This window comes from Cellulosimicrobium sp. RS (assembly GCF_046159675.1).
In the GTDB taxonomy this organism is placed as follows: Bacteria; Actinomycetota; Actinomycetes; order Actinomycetales; family Cellulomonadaceae; genus Cellulosimicrobium; species Cellulosimicrobium funkei.
The window spans coordinates 268,192-286,781 of record NZ_JBJXVU010000001.1 but is presented as its reverse complement, the minus strand read 5'-3'; the positions used below and the strand labels follow the sequence as shown (position 1 = coordinate 286,781).

Annotated in this window: 19 protein-coding genes; 4 read left to right on the top strand and 15 right to left on the bottom strand. The window is 75.9% G+C overall.

All coding sequences use genetic code 11. From position 1 onward, the window contains the following. Nucleotides 1–7: 7 nt before the first annotated feature. The 3 genes from ACI769_RS01225 to sigE are packed head-to-tail and all read right to left on the bottom strand — an operon-like array spanning nt 8 to nt 3,044. Nucleotides 8–1,465, bottom strand: coding sequence for a trypsin-like peptidase domain-containing protein (locus ACI769_RS01225; RefSeq protein WP_409141066.1), 1,458 nt, complete (start codon nt 1,463–1,465; stop codon nt 8–10). Further along, a complete protein-coding gene (locus ACI769_RS01220; protein ID WP_409141065.1) occupies nt 1,462–2,430 on the bottom strand; it encodes a zf-HC2 domain-containing protein in 969 nt (322 codons plus the stop codon). The genes ACI769_RS01225 and ACI769_RS01220 overlap by 4 nt, the downstream gene beginning before the upstream one ends. Further along, nucleotides 2,427–3,044, bottom strand: a complete 618-nt coding sequence (sigE, locus tag ACI769_RS01215) for an RNA polymerase sigma factor SigE (RefSeq protein WP_241005622.1) — start codon at nt 3,042–3,044, stop codon at nt 2,427–2,429. Before sigE ends, ACI769_RS01220 begins: the two co-directional genes overlap by 4 nt. A 243-nt stretch (nt 3,045–3,287) precedes the next feature. Here sigE and ACI769_RS01210 point away from each other — a divergent pair, with 243 nt between their 5' ends. Next, nucleotides 3,288–3,893, top strand: a complete 606-nt coding sequence (locus tag ACI769_RS01210) for an O-methyltransferase (protein ID WP_369824879.1) — start codon at nt 3,288–3,290, stop codon at nt 3,891–3,893. 41 nt (nt 3,894–3,934) lie between these two features. Here the strand turns inward: ACI769_RS01210 and ACI769_RS01205 are convergent, their stop codons facing one another. The 6 genes from ACI769_RS01205 to dapE form a co-directional block, all read right to left on the bottom strand. Continuing rightward, nucleotides 3,935–5,500: a M17 family metallopeptidase gene (locus ACI769_RS01205; protein WP_241005621.1), complete on the bottom strand. Its 1,566-nt coding sequence runs from the start codon at nt 5,498–5,500 to the stop codon at nt 3,935–3,937. Nucleotides 5,501–5,560: 60 nt separating this feature from the next. After that, complete coding sequence (locus ACI769_RS01200; RefSeq protein ID WP_064506638.1) at nt 5,561–5,728, bottom strand: DUF3117 domain-containing protein; 168 nt, start codon at nt 5,726–5,728, stop codon at nt 5,561–5,563. 122 nt (nt 5,729–5,850) lie between these two features. Beyond that, entirely contained in the window at nt 5,851–7,059 is a 1,209-nt protein-coding gene (locus ACI769_RS01195; RefSeq protein WP_409141064.1) for a hypothetical protein, read from the bottom strand. After that, nucleotides 7,056–8,051 carry a dihydropteroate synthase gene (gene folP / locus ACI769_RS01190; RefSeq protein WP_409141063.1) on the bottom strand — a complete coding sequence of 332 codons (996 nt, stop codon included), beginning with the start codon at nt 8,049–8,051 and terminating at the stop codon, nt 7,056–7,058. Before folP ends, ACI769_RS01195 begins: the two co-directional genes overlap by 4 nt. A gap of 13 nt (nt 8,052–8,064) precedes the next feature. After that, nucleotides 8,065–8,904, bottom strand: coding sequence for a TIGR00730 family Rossman fold protein (locus tag ACI769_RS01185; RefSeq protein WP_409141062.1), 840 nt, complete (start codon nt 8,902–8,904; stop codon nt 8,065–8,067). A gap of 10 nt (nt 8,905–8,914) precedes the next feature. Further along, nucleotides 8,915–10,042 carry a succinyl-diaminopimelate desuccinylase gene (gene dapE, locus ACI769_RS01180; protein ID WP_043656457.1) on the bottom strand — a complete coding sequence of 376 codons (1,128 nt, stop codon included), beginning with the start codon at nt 10,040–10,042 and terminating at the stop codon, nt 8,915–8,917. Between the two features lie 35 nt (nt 10,043–10,077). On the opposite strand from dapE, the gene dapD reads away from it, so the two are divergent. Continuing rightward, nucleotides 10,078–11,070 carry a 2,3,4,5-tetrahydropyridine-2,6-dicarboxylate N-succinyltransferase gene (gene dapD / locus ACI769_RS01175; RefSeq protein ID WP_051876515.1) on the top strand — a complete coding sequence of 331 codons (993 nt, stop codon included), beginning with the start codon at nt 10,078–10,080 and terminating at the stop codon, nt 11,068–11,070. Between the two features lie 32 nt (nt 11,071–11,102). Beyond that, on the top strand, nt 11,103–12,080 hold the full coding sequence (locus ACI769_RS01170; RefSeq protein WP_198163086.1) for a hypothetical protein: 978 nt from the start codon (nt 11,103–11,105) through the stop codon (nt 12,078–12,080). 192 nt (nt 12,081–12,272) lie between these two features. On the opposite strand, the gene ACI769_RS01165 is transcribed toward ACI769_RS01170, so the two are convergent. The 3 genes from ACI769_RS01165 to fdxA form a co-directional block, all read right to left on the bottom strand. Then, entirely contained in the window at nt 12,273–13,571 is a 1,299-nt protein-coding gene (locus tag ACI769_RS01165; protein ID WP_085388263.1) for a citrate synthase, read from the bottom strand. Between the two features lie 115 nt (nt 13,572–13,686). Then, complete coding sequence (gene dapC / locus ACI769_RS01160; RefSeq protein WP_085388264.1) at nt 13,687–14,829, bottom strand: succinyldiaminopimelate transaminase; 1,143 nt, start codon at nt 14,827–14,829, stop codon at nt 13,687–13,689. 19 nt (nt 14,830–14,848) lie between these two features. Next, nucleotides 14,849–15,166, bottom strand: a complete 318-nt coding sequence (gene fdxA, locus ACI769_RS01155; protein WP_024841122.1) for a ferredoxin — start codon at nt 15,164–15,166, stop codon at nt 14,849–14,851. Nucleotides 15,167–15,320: 154 nt separating this feature from the next. Here fdxA and ACI769_RS01150 point away from each other — a divergent pair, with 154 nt between their 5' ends. Beyond that, the gene (locus ACI769_RS01150) at nt 15,321–15,623 is read left to right on the top strand and encodes a hypothetical protein (RefSeq protein WP_034651460.1); all 303 of its coding nucleotides are present in this window, start codon (nt 15,321–15,323) and stop codon (nt 15,621–15,623) included. 98 nt (nt 15,624–15,721) lie between these two features. On the opposite strand, the gene ACI769_RS01145 is transcribed toward ACI769_RS01150, so the two are convergent. Genes ACI769_RS01145 through ACI769_RS01135 form a run of 3 tightly spaced genes read right to left on the bottom strand, consistent with a single transcriptional unit; the run spans nt 15,722 to nt 18,563 of the window. Then, nucleotides 15,722–16,723: a prephenate dehydrogenase gene (locus ACI769_RS01145; RefSeq protein WP_409141061.1), complete on the bottom strand. Its 1,002-nt coding sequence runs from the start codon at nt 16,721–16,723 to the stop codon at nt 15,722–15,724. After that, nucleotides 16,720–17,667: a prephenate dehydratase domain-containing protein gene (locus ACI769_RS01140; protein WP_232322600.1), complete on the bottom strand. Its 948-nt coding sequence runs from the start codon at nt 17,665–17,667 to the stop codon at nt 16,720–16,722. Before ACI769_RS01140 ends, ACI769_RS01145 begins: the two co-directional genes overlap by 4 nt. Further along, on the bottom strand, nt 17,664–18,563 hold the full coding sequence (locus ACI769_RS01135) for a hypothetical protein (protein ID WP_086151501.1): 900 nt from the start codon (nt 18,561–18,563) through the stop codon (nt 17,664–17,666). Before ACI769_RS01135 ends, ACI769_RS01140 begins: the two co-directional genes overlap by 4 nt. Between the last annotated feature and the right edge of the window lie 27 nt (nt 18,564–18,590).

Here is an 18,590-nt window from a genome sequence, read left to right as displayed (position 1 = left end):
CGACAGACTACTCGCTCGTGGCCTCGTCGAGGACGACGCGCACGTCGCGCTCCTGGTCGCCGGTCCGCACGCGCAGGGTCACCGCGTCTCCCGGCGCCTTCGCCCGGATCGCGACGATGAGCTCGTCCGACTCCGTGACGGGCCGGCCGTCGATGGACAGGATCACGTCTCCCGGCCGGATCCCGGCGGCGTCCGCCGGGCCGTCGGGCGTCACGGCGGGCGTCCCGGACTGCGCGTCGGTCGAGACCTGCACGCCCTCGCCCTGGTAGCGCTGGTCGAGGAGCACGCCGATCACGGGGTACGTCGCGACGCCGTCGGCGATGAGCTGCTCGGCGGTGCGGCGGGCCTGGTTCGACGGGATGGCGAACCCGAGGCCGATGCTGCCCGTGGCCTCGCCGCTCCCCGGCGGCTGCGCGATGGCCGAGTTGATGCCGACCACCTGGCCGCGGCCGTCGACGAGCGGGCCGCCGGAGTTGCCGGGGTTGATCGCGGCGTCCGTCTGGATCGCGTTGATGAACGCCGTCTCGGCCGCGGCGCCCGCCTGGACCGGGCGGTTGAGCGCGCTGATGATCCCCGTGGTCACGGTCCCGTTGAGCCCGAGCGGCGCACCGATGGCCACCACCGGGTCCCCGACGACCACCTCGTCGGAGTCACCGAGCGCGAGCGGCGTGAGGCCGGAGTCCTCGACCTTGACGACCGCGAGGTCGTAGTCGACCGTCCGCCCGACGAGCTCGGCCGGGCTCTCGTGCCCGTCGGAGAAGAGCACGACGATGTCGCCGCCGTCGGCGGCCGACGCGACGACGTGGTTGTTCGTGAGGATGAAGCCGTCCTCCCGCAGCACGAAGCCCGAGCCGGTCGCGACGCCGTCGGCCCCGCGGACCTGGAGCGAGACGACGCTGGGCAGCACGGTCGCGGCGATGTCCGCCACCGAGCCGTCGGGGCGGTCCGCGCCCGGCTCGACGCTCGCGGGCGGCAGCGCCGAGACGGACGAGCCGGAGGACTGCGGGTCGGCGAGGCGGTCGGCCGCGACGCCGCCGACGGCGCCCGCGACGAGCGCGAGCACCGCGACGCCCGCCACCGCGGCCGGACGCAGGCCGCGCCGCGGCGCGGAGCCGACGGCTCCGCGGGGCACGCCCACGAGGGTCGGGTCGACGGACCCGCCCGGGCGCGTCGGCGCCTCGGGCTGGCCGAACGCGCTCAGCCGCTCCCAGGGGTCCGTGGGCCCCGCGGTCGAGGGTTCCGCCCGCGCAGGCACCGCGGGCGGCGGCGGGACCGGTCCCGGACCGTGCGGGGGCGCGACGTGCCCCGACGCAGCGCCCTCAGCGGGCCCTGGGGCCTGGGTGGGCCGTGGCACCTCGGCGGACGGCGGGACGGGCACGCTGCGGTAGGCCGACGGCGGCGCGAACGGGTTCGGCGCGGCGTCGCGCGGACCGGGCTGCTCCGGTCCGTTCTGGGGGTCGGTCATGAGGTGCCGAGCGCTCCTGTCATGGTCGTCCAGCCCCGGGAGATGCGCGCCGGGACCCCGGCATCGTAGTCACGGGCCGGGAACGCCGCCACGAGGGCGGCGACCGTTCCCTGCTCGGTGTCGGCGACGACGTCGATCACCGTGTCGCCCGACTGCCACACGACGTGCCACGGCGCCTCGGACAGCACGTGCACGCGGCGACCGTCGACGTCCCACGTCTCGCCGCCCGCGAGCGCCGACGTGTCCAGCAGGCCGGTCTGCTCGCGCACGACCGCCTCCCCGCCCGGCGCCTCGAGGTCGATCTCCAGCACGCCGCGCCGCGCGTCGTCGCGCACGTCCGCCACGCGGAAGCCCTCGGGGAGCGGCGTCGGGCAGGTCCAGCCCTGCGCGGCGAGCGCCGCGAGGGCGGAAGCGCCGCCGTCGGCGACCGTCCCCCCGCCCGACCCGCCGTCCGGACCGTCGGTCCGCGCGCCGCCGACGACGAGCGCGCCCGTGGCCCGGGGCGCGGCCTGCGCGAGCACGGTGAGCGGGTCGCTGCGGTGCAGGTCCGGCGTGACGAGCGGGCTCTCCCCGAGCGCGAAGAGGCCCACCGCCACGACGCCGACGCCGCCGACGACGAGGCCGACGACCCGCCGCCGGAGCGAACCGCGGCGCACCTCGCCGCTCCACGCGCCGCGCGGGAGCGTCGCGGTCTCCGCCCAGGGGTCGCTCGGCGCGGGCGCCGCGCGCAGCGGGTCGCCGTCCGTCGGCGGGATCTGGGCGGACAGCGCGAGCAGGCGCGCGGCGAGGTCCGGCGCCGGCTCCACCGGCCCGGCCGCGCTCAGCGCACGCCGGGCCGCCCGGGCGGCAGAGAGCTCCGCCGCGCACCGCGGGCAGCAGGCCACGTGCTCCAGGGCGCGCTCCGCCTCCGCGGGCGACAGCTGCCCGTCGACGAGCGCGGAGAGCCGCGAGCCGAGATGGGTCACGCCGCCCCCCGGGCGCCCACGGCGGTCGGTGCATCGTCCGACGCCGGACGCTCGGCGGGGTCGCGGTGCGGCAGTGCGGCGCGCAGCTGCGAGCGCGCGCGGTGGATCCGCGAGCGGACCGTGCCGAGCTTGATGCCGAGCGTCACGGCGATCTCCTCGTAGGAGAGGCCCTCGATGTCGCACAGCACGACGGCGGCCCGGTACTCGGGCGAGAGCGCGTCGAGCGCGCGCTGCACGTCGTGGTCGAGGTTCGCGTGCTCGAACCCGCGCTCCGGCTGGGCCTCGGCACGTGCCGGGTAGTGCCCGTCGTCGTCGCCCATGGCCTCCATCCGGATGCGCTGCTTGCGCCGCACCTGGTCGAGGAACAGGTTCGTCGTGATCCGGTGGAGCCAGCCCTCGAACGTGCCCGGGGTGTAGCTCGACAGCGAGCGGAACACCCGGACGAACGTCTCCTGCGTGAGGTCCTCCGCGTCCTGGCGGTTGCCGGTGAGGCGGTAGGCGAGCCGGTAGACCCGCGCCGAGTGCTCGCGCACGATCGAGTCCCACGACGGCGGCACCCACGTGCCCGCGTCCTGCTGGCCGTGCGTGCTGGTCCTCGGTCGTGCGTCGTCCACGTGGTCCATCGTCCCAGAAGAACGTCCCGCCCCCGGCGCGTGTTCCCCGGCTCGCGCGGGACGTGCGCGCGACGTCCACGGCCCGTGCACACGCGCGCGGCGTGGGAACGGGCCGGCGTGGGAGGGGGCGGGTACGATCCGAGACAGTGCCGGCCCGGCCCCCGGGGCCGGACGACGGACCACCAGGAGGACCTGATCACCAGCGACGTCGGCACCCACCGCAGCGCCAAGGCGGCGAGCTGGGTGTACAGCGAGGAGTTCGTCCCCGAGGACGAGGTCCTCCTGCGGGCGCGCGACCGCGCGGCCGAGCTCGGCTGCCCCGCGGTCCTCCCGGGCGTCGGGGCCGTGCTCCAGGTCCTGGCCGCGTCCCTCGCGGCCCGCGCGGTCGTCGAGATCGGCACCGGCACGGGCGTCGCCTCGATCTGGCTCCTGCGCGGCATGCCCGCCGACGGCGTGCTGACGACGATCGACGTCGAGGTCGAGCACCAGCGCGCGGCGAAGGCGGCGTTCGCGGAGGAGGGCGTGCCCGCGTCCCGCACGCGCACGATCCCGGGCCGCGCGAGCGACGTGCTCCCCCGCCTCACCGACGGCGCGTACGACCTCGTCCTCGTCGGGGCCGACAAGCACAGCTACCCCGAGTACGTCGAGCAGGGGCTGCGCCTCCTGCGGCCGGGCGGCGTGCTGGCGGTCGACGGCGCGCTCTCGCACGACCGCGTCGCCGACCCCGCGCGGCGCGACGAGGTGACGACGATCGTGCGCGAGGTCGGCCGGTCGCTCCGGTCCGACGAGCGCGTGCTGCCGGCGCTGCTGCCCAGCGGCGACGGCCTCCTGCTCGCCGTCCGCCGCTGACCCGCCGCGTCGGAGCCGGCCGAGATCAGAGCCGGTCGAGATCAGAGCCGGTCGAGCGCCTCGAGCAGCAGCCGGGCGCCGAAGCCCGTCGCCCCGGCCACGACCTCGTGCCGGTCGGCTGTCGCGCGCGCCGGTCCCGCGACGTCGAGGTGGGCCCAGGGCACGTCGCCCACGAACTCCCGCAGGAACAGCGCGGCCGTGATGGCCCCACCGCCGGGGCTCTCGACAGGGACGTGCCGCAGGTCGGCGACGTCGGAGCGCAGCGCACCCGCGTAGTCCTCGACGAGCGGCATGCGCCACACCTGCTCGCCCGTCGTGCGGGCGGCGTCCTGGAGCACGTCGGCGACCCCGTCGTCGGTGGCGAACAGGGCTCCGTGGCCACGACCCAGGCCCACGCTCGCCGCGCCGGTGAGCGTCGCGACGTCGACGAGCACGTCGGGAGCGAGCTCCTGCACGGCGTACCCGACGGCGTCGGCGAGGACGAGCCGGCCCTCGGCGTCCGTGTTCGCGACCTCGACCGTGCGCCCCGACCACGTGCGCAGCACGTCACCGGGACGGTACGACGCCGCGCCGACGTGGTTCTCCGCGAGCGGCAGCACGGCGGTGACGCGCCGGTCCGAGCGGGCCCGGGCGGCCCCGAGCACGACGGCGAGCGCGACGGCGGCGCCCGCCATGTCGGTCTTCATGGGCACCATCGCCTCGCGCGGCTTGATGGACAGGCCCCCCGTGTCGTAGGTGATGCCCTTGCCGACGACGACCACGTGCCGCGGCGCGGAGCGGTCCGTCGCCGGGGTCACGCCGTGGTCCGCGGGGTCGTACGTGACGGTGACGAGCCGGGGCCCGCGCGCCGAGCCGGCGCCCACGGCGAGGAGCGCGCCGAAGCCGTCGGCGGCGAGCTCGGCGGGGCCGCGGACGGTGGTGTCGAGGCCGAGCGCGTCGGCCAGCCCGAGGGCGCGGTCGGCGAACCAGGCCGGGTCCTTGACGTCGGACGGCGTGTTCGCGAGGTCGCGCACGAGCCACGTCGCGGCGGCCGCGCGGGTCGCCGCCTCGATCGGTGCCGCCACGTCGGGACGGTCGGGCGGCGTGAGCAGCACGAGCTGCGCGGCGGCGTCCTGCGCGCCGGCGGGCGCGTCGCCGCGACGCGGCTGGGCGTACGCGGCGAGCAGGTAGCCCTCGACGTAGGCGCGGACCTCGGCCGCCCCGGCGTCCGCGGTCACGGCGCTCACGACCCGATCGAGGCCGCGGGACGCACGGGCCAGCGCGGCACCGGCGCGGCGCAGGTCCGTCGCGGTGCCGGCGCCCACGCCGAGCAGCAGGAGGCGGGGCGGCAGGCCCGCCCACGGCAGCCGGGTCGTGGACCCGACGTGCGCGCGCGGCAGGTCCACGCGCACGACCTCGCCGGCCGCGCCGCGGAAGCCCGGGCCGCCCGCACGCTCGGCCAGCTCGGCGAGGTCGACGCCGTACCGCAGGGTCGCGTCGACCGTGCCGGCGCGCGGCTGCAGCCCGTCCTCCGCCTCGCGCGGCGGCGCGACGGCGACCACGACCGCGTCGGCCTGTGCCTCGTCGACGAGCGGGGCGTCGCTCAGCGCGCCCCGTGCACCGACCACCTCCGGCAGCGCGCGCGGGATCTCCGAGGTTCCGGAGACCCGGCGCTCACGTGCGGGCAATCAGCCCACCACGGCCTGGAGCGCCTCACCCAGCTCGCTGGCCTCGGTCGCGTTGAGCTCGACCACCAGACGCCCGCCACCCTCGAGCGGGACCCGCATGACGATGCCTCGCCCTTCCTTGGTGACCTCCAGCGGTCCGTCACCCGTCCGCGGCTTCATCGCAGCCATCGATGGCACTCCATTTCCGTTTGTCCCGAGTCCACCCCGCACGCGCGAGGAGGGGCGTCCGACCTCGGACGACGCCCGGGGGACAGTCTAGTTCACGCGTGCCGACATCCCGGGCGTCCCGGTCACGGCGGCCAGCCCGACGGCGGGACCAGCCGCCACAGCGACCAGACCCACCACACCTGACCCACGACGCACGCGACGGTCACCGCCGCGAGCCACGCGCGCGACCGCGTCCACCCGACCGTCACCGCGCCGAGCGGGAACGCGAGCAGGAGGAAGCGCACGAGCGACGTGCCCGGCTGGACGGTCGCCACGAGGTACGCCAGGTACGCCCCGGACCACGCGTGCATCTCCGGGCCGAGACGCGCCGCCACCGGGTTGAGCACGAGCGCGGCGGCCACCACGAGCACGAGCGCGAGGAGCCACGGGCCGGCGTCGCCCGCGAGCCACCGCGAGACGTCCACCCACGGCACGAACGGCACGACCTCCGCGCCGCCGCGCCAGGCCTCCTGGGTGCGGAAGTACGCCTGGTGCACGCCCGTGACCGCGCCGCACAGCCAGGGCCACACGAGCCCGCTCGCGAGGGCGACGACGAGCAGCCCGCCCAGCCGGGCGGCGTCGGGCCCGCGCAGGTCACCGCGGCGCCACCGCACGAAGCCGTGCCACAGCACGACCGCCGCCATCGGCAGCGCGACCGCGCGGCAGAAGCCGAGGAGCGCGACGAGGAGCGCCACCCCGGCGTAGCGGCGCCGCGCGAGCAGGAGCAGCGCACCGGCCACGAGGAGCAGGGCGAGCGACTCGGTGTACGCGACCTGGAGGACCGGGCTGGAGGGGAAGACGCTGACGAGCAGCACCGTCGCGAGCGGCAGGCCCGGGCGCCGCTCGACGGCGGCCGTCGCGACGAGCCGATGGACGACGAGCACCGCGCCCGCCCCGCACGCGAGCGCGAGCGTCGGTGCGAGCACCTCCCAGCCGAGCCCCGTGACGGCGTCGAGCGCGCGGACGAGCGCGGGGAAGAGCGGGAAGAAGGCCCACACGTTCTGCTGCACGGCGCCGTCGGGGCCCACGGGGAGCGTGTCCGGGTAGCCGGAGGAGTAGATCTGCTCGTACCAGCTCGCGTCCCACATCCGACCGACGTAGGCGAGGTACGAGGGCGCGGCGTCGGTCCACAGGTTCTGCTCCTGGGACCGCGCGGCCACGAGCAGGACGACGGCGCTCACCGCCCGGGCCAGGGCGTAGACCACGAGCACCTGCACCCACCACCGCCAGGTGGCGGGCCGCAGCAGCCGCGCCCGCGCCGCGGGGAGGGTGGCCGTGCGCGGCGTCGTCACGCCAGGCCCCGCAGGGCCGCTGCCGGGGCCGTCTCGTCGCGGACGGCGGAGACCAGGTCGAGGACGCGGCGCGTCGCCGCGACGTCGTGCGCGCGGAAGACGCGCGCGCCGAGCCACGCGGCGACCGCCGTCGCCGCGAGCGTGCCCTCGAGTCGCTCGTCGGCCGGGAGGTCGAGCGTCTCCCCCACGAAGTCCTTGCGCGACAGGGCCATGAGGAGCGGGAAGCCGAGCCCCGCGAGCACCTCGGTGCGGCGGAGCAGGTGCAGCGAGTGCCACGTGTTCTTGCCGAAGTCGTGGGTCGGGTCGACGAGCACCGACGCGCGCGGGACGCCGCACGACACCGCCCGCTCGGCCGCGGCCCGCAGCGTCGTCACGACGTCCTGCACGACGCCGTCGCGCGGGTCGGCCGCTCCGGGGCGGGCCGGGTAGTCGACGCGGACGGGGTCCGTGCGCGGCCGCGCTCCCCCGGTGTGGGAGCACACCACCCCGATCCCGTGCTGCCCGGCCACCTCGACGAGCCGCGGGTCGTGCCCGGCCCACGTGTCGTTGACGAGGTCCGCGCCCGCGAGCGCCGCCTCGTGCGCGACGCCGGCCCGCCACGTGTCCACGCTGACGAGGAGCTCCGGGAACTCCGACCGCACGCGGGCGACGAACGGGACGACGCGGCGGATCTCCTCCGCCGGGGTGACCTCCGGGCCGACCCCCGCGCGTACGCCGCCCACGTCGAGGATCTCGGCGCCCTCGCGGACCGCGCGCTCGACGGCGGCGAGCGCCTGGCGGTCGTCGAGCTGGCGCGCCCCGGCGTAGAACGAGTCGTCGGTGCGGTTGACGATGGCCATCACGGCGGGCCGGTCGAGCTCGCGCCCGCGCAGCACGAGCGACGTGCCACGCGGCGGCACCCCGAGCGGCGGCAGCGGGACGGGCGCGCCCTCGGACGGGCGCGTCCCCGGCTCGCCCGCACCGGAGCCGGGCGCGCCGGGACCTGCGGTCATCGTGCCGCGCCCGTCAGCTCGCGTCGCCGGCCTGCGCCCGGGCGAGCTCCTCGGTCGCCTCGCGCTCCTCCGCGCGCAGCTCGGCGCCGCGGTCACACACGTACTCGACGGCCTCGGCCGGGTCGTCGCAGAGGTGGACGAGGTCGAGGTCGTGCTCGCTGATCATGCCGCGCCCCACGACGGCGGTCCGCGCCCAGTCGAGCAGGCCGGTCCAGTAGTCCGTCCCGACGAGCGCGACGGGGAACTCGGTGATCTTGTGCGTCTGGACGAGCGTGAGCGCCTCGAACAGCTCGTCGAACGTGCCGAACCCGCCCGGCAGCACCACGAAGCCCTGCGCGTACTTGACGAACATCGTCTTGCGGGCGAAGAAGTAGCGGAAGTTCACGCCGAGGTTGACGTAGCGGTTCATGCCCTGCTCGAACGGCAGCTCGATCCCGAGCCCGATCGACAGGCCGCCCGCCTCCGACGCCCCCTTGTTGGCTGCTTCCATGATGCCGGGGCCGCCGCCCGTGATGACCGCGAAGCCCTCGTCGACCAGGAGGCGACCGACGTCCTCGGCGAGCGCGTAGTCCGGGTGGTCCGGCTTGGTCCGCGCCGAGCCGAACACGGAGACGGCCGGGCCGACCTCCGCGAGCGCGCCGAAACCCTCGACGAACTCGCTCTGGATGCGCATCACGCGCCACGGGTCGGAGTGCACCCAGTCCGCGTTGCCGCGCGAGTCGAGGAGGCGCTGGTCCGTCGTCTGGCCGGGGATCTGGTCGCCACGGAGCAGCACCGGCCCCTTGCGGTACCCGGTACCCGTCTGGGGCACGCCGTCGTCGGAACCCTGCTGGTCACGCACCGTGTCGCTCATGGCCACGAGCCTATGCCGCAGGGGTGGCCGTCAGCCACGCACGGAGCGCGTCGCGGCACAGCGCGAGCTGCCCGACGGGGCACCGCTCGTCGTCCTTGTGCGCGAGCAGCGGGTCCCCGGGGCCGAAGTTCACCGCCGGGACGCCGAGCTCGGCGAAGCGCGCGACGTCGGTCCAGCCGTACTTCGGGGCCGGTGCCCCGCCGGTCACGCCGAGGACGGCCGCCGCGAAGTCCGCCGCGAGCGGGTCGTCGAGGCCGGGCCGCGCGCCGGGCGCCGCGTCGGTGAGCGTGACCGCGAACCCGGTGAAGAGGTCGCGGACGTGCTGCTCGGCCTCGGCCACGCTGCGGGAGGGGGCGAACCGGAAGTTCACCGTGACGACGCACTCGTCGGGCACGACGTTGCCCGCGATGCCCCCCGTGATGCCGACGGCGTTCATCCCCTCCCGGTACACGAGGCCGTCGACCTCGATCTCCTGGGGGACGTACGCGGCCAGGCGGTCCAGCACCTCGTGCGCGGCGTGGATCGCGTTGGTCCCCGTCCAGGAGCGCGCGGAGTGGGCCGCGACGCCCGGCACGCGCACCTCGGCGCGCAGCGTCCCGTTGCACCCGCCCTCGAGGCCGGCCGACGTGGGCTCCCCGAGCACCGCGAAGTCCGCCTCCAGCAGGTCCGGACGGTTGCGCGCGAGGCGCCCGAGCCCGTTGAGGTCCGCGGCGACCTCCTCGTTGTCGTAGAAGACCCACGTGACGTCCTGGGCAGGGGCGTCGAGCTCCGCCGCGAGCGCGAGCGCGACGGCGACGCCGCCCTTCATGTCGACCGTGCCGCGGCCCCAGACCTCGGCGTGCGCGCCCTCGCCGACGACGCGCGTCGGCAGGTTCGGCGGGACCGTGAGCGGCACGGTGTCGAGGTGGCCCGCGACCACGACGCGCCGCTCCCTGCCGAGCGCCGTGCGCGCGACGACCGTGTCGCCGTCGCGGACGACCTCCAGGTGCGCGACCGTGCGCAACGCGGCCTCGACCGCGTCCGCGAGAGCGCGCTCGTCCCCGCTCACGGACGGCACGTCGCACACCGCGCGGAACAGGGCGACGAGGTCGCCGCGGAGGTCGAGCACGGGTCCGGTACCAGGGGTGGGAGACGTCACGCCAGCACCCTACCGGTGCCGGATAGGGTGGGCGCATGACTTCTGCGACCCCCGCGCCCGCCCCCTCGGCGGGCGCGTCCGAGCCGCGTACGGCGTGGGGCTACGGCCTGGCGACCGTCACCGACGACGGCACGACCCTCGACGTCTGGTACCCCGCGCCGGAGCTCGGCGCCGCCCCGGCGGACGCCGCCGTCCCCGCGTCCCTCGACGCGCTCGCCGAGCGCGACGAGCTGCGCGGCGTTGACGTCGTCGTGGTGCGGACCGAGATCGACCTCGACGCCGCCCCCGCCGACACCGCCGACGCCTACCTGCGCCTGCACCTGCTCTCCCACCGCCTCGTCGTCCCGCACGGCCTGAACCTCGACGGCCTCTTCGGCGTGCTGACGAACGTCGTGTGGACGAACCACGGCCCGTGCGCCGTCGACGGCTTCGAGGAGACGCGCCTGCGCCTGCGCGCGACCGGCCAGCCCGTGACCGTGCTCGGCGTCGACAAGTTCCCCCGCATGGTGGACTACGTCGTACCGTCGGGCGTCCGCATCGCCGACGCGGACCGCGTGCGCCTCGGGGCGCACCTCGCGGCCGGCACGACGGTGATGCACGAGGGCTTCGTGAACTTCAACGCGGGCACGCTCGGCACGTCGATGGTCGAGGGTCGCATCTCGGCGGGCGTCGTCGTGGGCGACGGCTCCGACGTGGGCGGCGGCGCGTCGATCATGGGCACGCTGTCCGGCGGCGGCCGCGAGGTCATCTCGGTCGGGCAGCGTTCCCTGCTCGGCGCGAACGCGGGCCTCGGCATCCCGCTCGGCGACGACTGCGTCGTGGAGTCCGGCCTGTACGTCACCGCCGGGACCAAGGTGACGGTCGTCGGGCAGCAGGACGCCTCGGGCGAGCCGCTCGTCGTCAAGGCGCGCGACCTCGCCGGCCGGTCCGGCATCCTCTTCCGGCGCAACTCGCTGACCGGCGGGGTCGAGGCGGTCTCGCGGACCGGCGCGGGCGTCGAGCTCAACGCCGCGCTGCACGCGAACTGACCGGCCCCTGCCGAGCACGCCCCGCCTCGACGATGACGACGACGCAGCCCCTGCGCTCCCCGAACGCCCCGGCGCCGGGGCGCGTCCGGTCGCGCCGACGCCCCCTGCGCACCGCGGTCACCCTCGTCACGGTGGCCGCGGTGGGGGTCGGCGCGGTCGTGGTCGCGCTCAACCGGCTCGACGACGCGACGCCCGTCGCGGAGCGCTGCGCCGCGACCGCCGACGGCCGCACGTGGTACCTCTCCGTGACGCAGGCCGACAACGCGGCGCTGATCACCGGGGCCACGGTGCGGCGCGGGCTGCCCGCCCGCGCCGCCACCATCGGGCTCGCGACCGCGCTGCAGGAGTCGCGGCTCGTCAACATCGACTACGGCGACCGCGACTCCGTCGGTCTGTTCCAGCAGCGCCCCTCGCAGGGGTGGGGCACCGTCGCGGAGATCATGGACCCGGTCTACTCGACCAACACGTTCTACGACGCGCTCGAGACGGTCGAGGGCTACGAGGGCATGGAGGTCACGGTCGCCGCGCAGACCGTCCAGCGGTCCGCGTTCCCCGACGCGTACGCGCAGCACGAGCCCCGCTCGCGCGCGTGGGCCTCCGCGCTGACCGGCTGGTCGCCCGCGTCGCTCACGTGCGACCTCGCGGCGGTCCCGGCGGAGGAGGTCCCGGCCGACGGCGACCCGGCCGAGCCGTTCCGGGAGCGCGTCGCGCGCGACCTCGGGGACGCCGTCCGCGTCGCCCCGTCGGACGGCGGGGACGGGGGCCTGGTCGTGGTCGACGCGTCCGCGCTCCCCGGCGCCGCGGAGGACGGCAGCGTCGAGCGGTCGGCGTGGGCCGTCGCCCAGTGGGCCGTGGCGACGGCGGACGCCACGAACGTCGTCGCCGTCGAGGTCGGCGACCGCCGCTGGTCGCGCGACGGCGCGACGTGGACGACCCCCGACCCGGCCGACCTCGCCCCGCTCGACCCGGGCGTCCTGCGCGTCCACGTCGCCGTCCCCGACGCGTCCTGACCGACCGCCGTCGGCCCGCGCCGGCGCGGTGTCGCGGACGGTGCCTCGCCGAGACGGGAGAAGTGGCCCTCGCGCACCCCCCGCGGCGGGGCCACGTCTCGCGACTCGTCCCGGGGTTCGCCGCCGGGGGGACGACGAGACGCCGCGCCGCTCACCGTGGGGTGAGCGGCGCGGCGTCTCGGTGGACGGGCGTCAGCGGTCGGAGACGGCGACGTAGTCGCGCTCGGTCTCGCCGACGTAGACCTGGCGCGGGCGGCCGATCTTGGTCTGCGGGTCCTTCATCATCTCGCGCCACTGCGCGATCCAGCCGGGCATGCGGCCCAGCGCGAAGAGCGGCGTGAACATGGCGGGCGAGAAGCCCATGGCCTTGTAGATGAGGCCCGTGTAGAAGTCCACGTTGGGGTAGAGCTTGCGCTCGATGAAGTAGTCGTCGTTGAGCGCGATCTCCTCGAGGCCCATGGCGATGTCGAGGAGCTGGTCCTTCTTGCCGAGGGTGGAGAGCACGGCGTCGGCCGACTTCTTGACGATCGCCGCGCGCGGGTCGTAGTTCTTGTAGACCCGGTGGCCGAAGCCCATGAGGCGGACGCCGTCCTCCTTGTTCTTCACCTTCTTCATGAAGGTGTCGACGTCGTACTCCGCGCCCGCGATCTTGTCGAGCATGGTGAGCACCGACTCGTTCGCGCCGCCGTGCAGCGGGCCCGAGAGCGCGTTGACCCCGGCCGCGACGGACGCGTAGAGGTTCGCGTGCGAGGACCCGACGACGCGGACCGTCGAGGTCGAGCAGTTCTGCTCGTGGTCGGCGTGCAGGATGAGCAGCTTGTCGAGCGCGTCGACCACGACCGGGTCGGCCTCGTACTGCTGGTACGGCGTCGCGAACGTCATGCGCAGGAAGTCGTCGACGTACCCGCGCGAGTAGTCCGGGTAGAGCAGCGGCTCGCCGACGCGGCGGCGGTGCAGGTACGACGTGATGGTGCGCGACTTCGCGAGGAGCAGGACCGTCGCGAGCTCGACCGTCTCGTCGTCGAACGGGTCGAGCGACTCGGGGTAGAACGTGGACAGCGCGTTGATCGCGGACGACAGCACCGCCATGGGGTGCGCGTTGCGCGGGAACGTGCCCATGAACGTGCGGAAGTCCTCGTGCACGAGCGTGTGCCGGTTGACGCGCTCGACGAAGGCGTCGAGCGTCGCGGCGTCGGGAAGCTCGCCGTGGATGAGGAGGTAGGCGACCTCGAGGAAGCTCGACCGCTCGGCGAGCTGCTCGATCGGGTAGCCGCGGTACCGGAGGATCCCGGCCTCGCCGTCGATGTACGTGATGCTCGACTCGCACGACGCGGTGTTCATGAAGCCGGGGTCGACGGTCACGAGGCCGGTCGACTTGAGCAAGGAGGACACGACGATGCCGTCGTTGCCCTCGGTCGCCGCGACCACGGGCAGGTCCTGCGCCTGGTCGTCGACGAGGAGGCGGACCTTCGCCTGCTGAGTGATGGTCATGGTTCCCTTCCTGCTGCTGCTCGCGCCGTTGCCGCGCGGTCGACCGTACCCCGCCCCACCCGCACGTGACCAATCAGGAACCGTCACGAGAACACCACACCCGCTGTGATCCAGGTCACGCCAGCGGGAGGCCTCCGGAGAGTCGAGCCGCGGCCTCGTGGACCCGCTCGTCGGTCGCGGTGAGGGCGACGCGCACGTGCCCCGCACCCTCGGTCCCGTAGAACGCCCCGGGCCCGACGAGGATGCCCCGGTCTGCGAGGGCGGAGATCGTCCGCCAGCAGTCGCCGGCCGCCTCGTCGACGGGCCGCGTCCACAGGTAGAGGCCCGCCTCGGAGTGGTCGATCGCGAGGCCCGCGCCGGTGAGGGCGTCGACGAGCACCTCGCGGCGGCGCGCGTAGACGTCCCGCTGCGCGGCGACGTGCGCGTCGTCGGACAGGGCCGCGACCATCGCGGCCTGGACCGGTGCGGGGACGATCATGCCGAGGTGCTTGCGCGTCGCGAGCAGGTCCGCGACGAGCGCCGCGTCCCCGGCCACGAACGCCGCGCGGTAGCCCGCCATGCTCGACTGCTTGGAGAGCGAGTAGGTGACGAGCAGGCCGTCGTGCGACCCGCCGCACACCGCCGGGTCGAGCAGGCTCGGGACACCGGTCGTCGTGAAGGGCTCGGTCCACGCGAGCTCCGCGTAGCACTCGTCGCTCGCGACGACCGCGCCGATCTCGCGGGCCGCGGCGACGACGCGCGCGAGGTGCGCGGCATCGAGCACGCGGCCCGTCGGGTTGCTCGGCGAGTTGACCCAGACCAGGCGCACGTCGTCGCGCCCGGCCCACGCGTCGACGTCGTCCGTCGCAAGGGGCGTCGCGCCCGCGAGGCGCGCGCCGACGTCGTAGGTGGGGTACGCCGTCCGCGGGTGCACGACGACGTCGCCCGGCCCGAGCCGCAGGAGCGAGGGCAGCAGCCCGACGAGCTCCTTGCTCCCGACGGTGGGGAGCACGGCGTCGGGGTCGAGGCCGGGGACGCCGCGACGGCGGGCGAACCACGCGGAGACCGCCTCGCGGAGGGCGGGCGTCCCGTGCGTCGTCGGGTAGCCGTGCGCGTCGGACGCGGCGGCGAGCGCGTCGCGCACCACGGCGGGGGTCGGGTCCACCGGCGTGCCGATGGAGAGGTCGACCACGCCGCGGGGGTGCGCTCGCGCGCGCTCCGCGTACGGGGTCAGCGTGTCCCAGGGATAGGCGAGACCGGAGAGGTCGGCGAGTCCCACGAGCGCCGGCGCCGAGGGCTCAGGCCTGCGGCGGCAGGGCGGCGATCATCGGGTCGTCCTTCTCGATGAGACCCATCTTCGCGGCACCGCCGGGCGAGCCGAGGTCGTCGAAGAACTCGACGTTGGCGCGGTAGTAGTCGCTCCACTCCGTCGGCACGTCGTCCTCGTAGTAGATCGCCTCGACGGGGCAGACCGGCTCGCACGCGCCGCAGTCGACGCACTCGTCCGGGTGGATGTAGAGCGACCGCTTGCCCTCGTAGATGCAGTCGACAGGACATTCCTCGATGCACGCCTTGTCCTTGACGTCCACGCACGGCTGGGCGATCACGTAAGTCACGACCGAGTACCTTTCTGGGTTCGTCCGGACCCGGCCCGGCGAGGGGCGAGGTCATGACAGGGACATGCACGACTAGTATCGCTCAGGTCGGGCGGTGCCCGACCCTCTCTGACCAGCCCGTGGACGAACGTCACACGACCCGAGGAGCCGCCGCGTGCCCGACTCGCCCTGGACGACGTGGGCGCCGGGGACGCGGGTCGTCGTCCGCCGCAGGCTCTCGCCCGACGACGCGGCCGCCGCGGGCAAGCCCCTCACCGACGTGATCGGGGTGGTCGTGGAGACCACCGCGACCACGCTCGTGCTGCGCGAGGACGCGGGCGGCAGCGCCCCGCCGCACCGCGGCCACGGCCCGCGCGACGACGCCCCTCCCCTGGTCTCCGTGCCGCTCGACGCGATCGTGGCCGGCAAGCCGGTCCCGCCGCGGCCGCCGCGACGGCCCGCCTCGCGCCCGGACTGACGACCGGGCCCGACGGACGACCGGTCGACGGGGCCTCTCGACGGGGCCTCGGCGACGACGTGACCCGCCCCGGGCGACGCCGGGACCGCGGTCGCACCTCAGGCGACGACGACCGCCCGGTCCTCGACGTCCACGACGACGGCGCCGCGGGCCCCCGCGGCGGTGAGCGTCTCGCGCCAGGTGCCCGCGTCGTCGAGGTCGACGCGCACGGGCTCGCCGGTGCCGCCCGTGGCGGCGCGCACCGGGTCGGGCCGGTCGAAGAACTCGCCCACGGGCGCATTGGTCTCCAGCGCGCGCACGAGCTGCTCGAGGTCGCGCACGACGACGCGCAGCGCGGACGCGACCCATGCGGCGTTGTCCGTGACCATGGCCTCGGTCCGGCGCGGGTCGGTGCGCCCCACGCGCGTCGCGTCGCGGAAGCTGCCCGCGGCGAGGCCCAGCGCGACGTCGCGCACGGGCGCGTCGGCGACGACGCCCAGGAGCTCGGTGGCCAGGACGTGCGGGACGTGGCTGACCAGCGCGGTGGACTCGTCGTGGACGTCGTCGGTGAGCACGTGCACCGTGCCGCCGAGCGGACCCGTGACGAGCCGCAGCACGGTCGTGAACGCGTCCGGTCGCGTGGTCGCGTCCACCGTCAGGGCCCAGCGCGCGCCCGCGAGCATCGCGGGGTCCGACGCCTCGAAGCCCGAGTGCTCGGTCCCGGCCATGGGGTGCGCCCCGACGTACCGGGCGTCGAGCCCGGCGGACCGGACGGCGTCGCGCACCGCGCCCTTGACGCTCCCGACGTCCGTCACGACCGTCGCGCCCCGCACGTGCCGGGCGACGTCGGCCGCCACCGCCCGCATGGCTCGCAGCGGCACGGCGAGCACGAGGACGTCCGGCTCGTCGGCGCAGACCTCCGCGACGTCGCCGACCACGCGCAGGCCGGCGGCGCGCGCCGCCGCGCGCGTGGTCGCCGTGGCGTCATAGCCGGCCACCTCGACGCCCCGCTCGTGCAGGAGCCGGGCGACCGAGCCGCCGACGAGACCGAGGCCGACGACGCCGACCCGGACCACCGCGCGGGACGTGCCCGGCTCCGGCGCGGCACCCGCGGCGGTCACCACAGCAGCCCCGTCGCGAGGCCCGCCGCGCCGGTCGACGCGTCGACGCTCCCGACCGGGACGTGCGCGGCGTCGACGTCGGCGCGCACCGCCCCGTCGAGCTCGCCGCGCGCCGGGACGACCCCGAGCGTCTTGAGCGCGTCCCCGGCCCGGACGAGGTCCTCCAGGACCGCACGCACCGGCGTGTCCCAGGGCGCGCCGTCGACCACGAGGACGAACGCGTAGGTGCCCGCGACGGCCTTGAGCGGTCGGGTGATGAGGCTCGACAGGTTGACGCGCCGTGCGCCGAAGGACTGGGTGATGCGGGCGAGCACCCCGGGGCCCGTGACGACGGGCGTGACCGCGAGCATCGTGCGCCACGTCGTCTCGCCACCGCTGCGCGCGCGGCCGAGCGCCGCGGCGGCCTCCGCACGCGGTGCCAGCACGAGGAACCGCGTGCGCGCGCCCGCGAAGTCCTCGACCGCGCGCTCGACAGTCTCCAGGCCGTAGAGCTCACCGCAGATCGTCGGGCCGAGGGCGACCTGGTGCGGCCCGGCGTCGCGGCACGCCGCGGCGTTCGACGACGCCGCGACCGGGACGAGGCCCGTCCGGCGCACGAAGCCCTGGCACTGCGCGAGGCCGTGCGGGTGCGCCGTCACCTCGGTGAGGTCGCCGTGGCCCGGGCGGGCGAACGCGTCGAACGAGATGTCGAGCACGACCTCGTCGACCGCGACGACGCTCGCGCTCCCGACGATCGCGTCGAGCGAGGGCACGACGTACCCCTCGACCGTGTTCTCGATCGCGACGACGCCCCGCTCGTGCTCGCCCGCGGCCACGCCCGCGAAGACGTCCGCGACGGTCTCGCGGGCCGCGAGCCCGGCACCCACCGGGCCGTGCTCGGCCGACCACGCGGCCGCCGCCTGGTGCGTGAACGACCCCTCGGGGCCGAGGTACCCGACGCTCACGCGTGGACGGGGTCGGGGGCGGTCGCCCAGCGCGGCTCGAGCGCGTCCGGGCCGGGCACGAACTCCTGCCCGGGCAGGACCGCGAGCACCCGGTGCGCGACGCCCCGCTCCCCGAACCCCGTGACGAGGGCGTCGAGCGTCGTCGCGTCGGGGCACGAGAACGCGCAGAAGAAGATGTGCGGGCCCGCCTGCGAGCGGTGGCTGCGCAGGTGCTGGAGGTCGATCCCGGCGGCGGCGACGAGCGCGAGCGTCTCCTGGAGCGAGCCGCGGTGGTCGTCCCGGGGCCCGAACGCGAGCCACACCTGGGCGACGCCCTCCGCCCGCGGCGCCGCGTCGCGGCTCTCCAGCAGCCCGTACCAGACGGGCGCGCCCTCGCCGAGGAGCTCGCTCCCCGGGAGCTCGGCATAGCCGAGCGCGGCGAGCGGCCCGTGGGCCACCGAGCGCTCCACGACGAGGCTGCCGTCGGCGCCGGCGAGCGCGACCCGCTCCTCCAGCGTGGTGCGGGTCGGGACGAGCGACGGGCTGACGCCCATCGTGCGCAGCACGTGGCGCCGGTCGCGCATGCCCGCCTCGTCGACCACCACGTGCCCCGTCAGGTCGCGGGCCGCCGTCGACCGGCCGACCCAGACCCACTGCGACGGCACCGCCGACGCGCCGGTCAGCACGAGCGACGGCGGCGCCGCGAGCAGCGCGCGCTCGAGCTCGTGCGACGGCTGTGCCGGGTGGCCCAGGTGCACGACGGCGGCCAGCGCGTCGATGCTCGCGACGGTCGACAGCGTCGCCGTCGTCGACCCGAGGTCGAGCAGCGCCTCCGTCGGGTCGCCGTCGACCCATCCCGCCGCCGTGGCCGCGAGCAGCGCCTGCGCTCCCGACTCCCGTTCGCTGCGTCCGAGCATGGGACCTCCGTGGTTCGTGGGTGGACC

Excerpts from the sequence above, each read along its gene's own strand:
- ACI769_RS01225 (WP_409141066.1), bottom strand. The coding sequence starts at position 1,465 with ATGACCGACCCCCAGAACGGACCGGAGCAGCCCGGTCCGCGCGACGCC.
- ACI769_RS01200 (WP_064506638.1), bottom strand. The coding sequence starts at position 5,728 with ATGGCTGCGATGAAGCCGCGGACGGGTGACGGACCGCTGGAGGTCACC.
- folP (WP_409141063.1), bottom strand. The coding sequence starts at position 8,051 with ATGACCGCAGGTCCCGGCGCGCCCGGCTCCGGTGCGGGCGAGCCGGGG.
- ACI769_RS01185 (WP_409141062.1), bottom strand. The coding sequence starts at position 8,904 with ATGAGCGACACGGTGCGTGACCAGCAGGGTTCCGACGACGGCGTGCCC.
- dapD (WP_051876515.1), top strand. The coding sequence starts at position 10,078 with ATGACTTCTGCGACCCCCGCGCCCGCCCCCTCGGCGGGCGCGTCCGAG.
- ACI769_RS01170 (WP_198163086.1), top strand. The coding sequence starts at position 11,103 with ATGACGACGACGCAGCCCCTGCGCTCCCCGAACGCCCCGGCGCCGGGG.
- ACI769_RS01165 (WP_085388263.1), bottom strand. The coding sequence starts at position 13,571 with ATGACCATCACTCAGCAGGCGAAGGTCCGCCTCCTCGTCGACGACCAG.
- ACI769_RS01135 (WP_086151501.1), bottom strand. The coding sequence starts at position 18,563 with ATGCTCGGACGCAGCGAACGGGAGTCGGGAGCGCAGGCGCTGCTCGCG.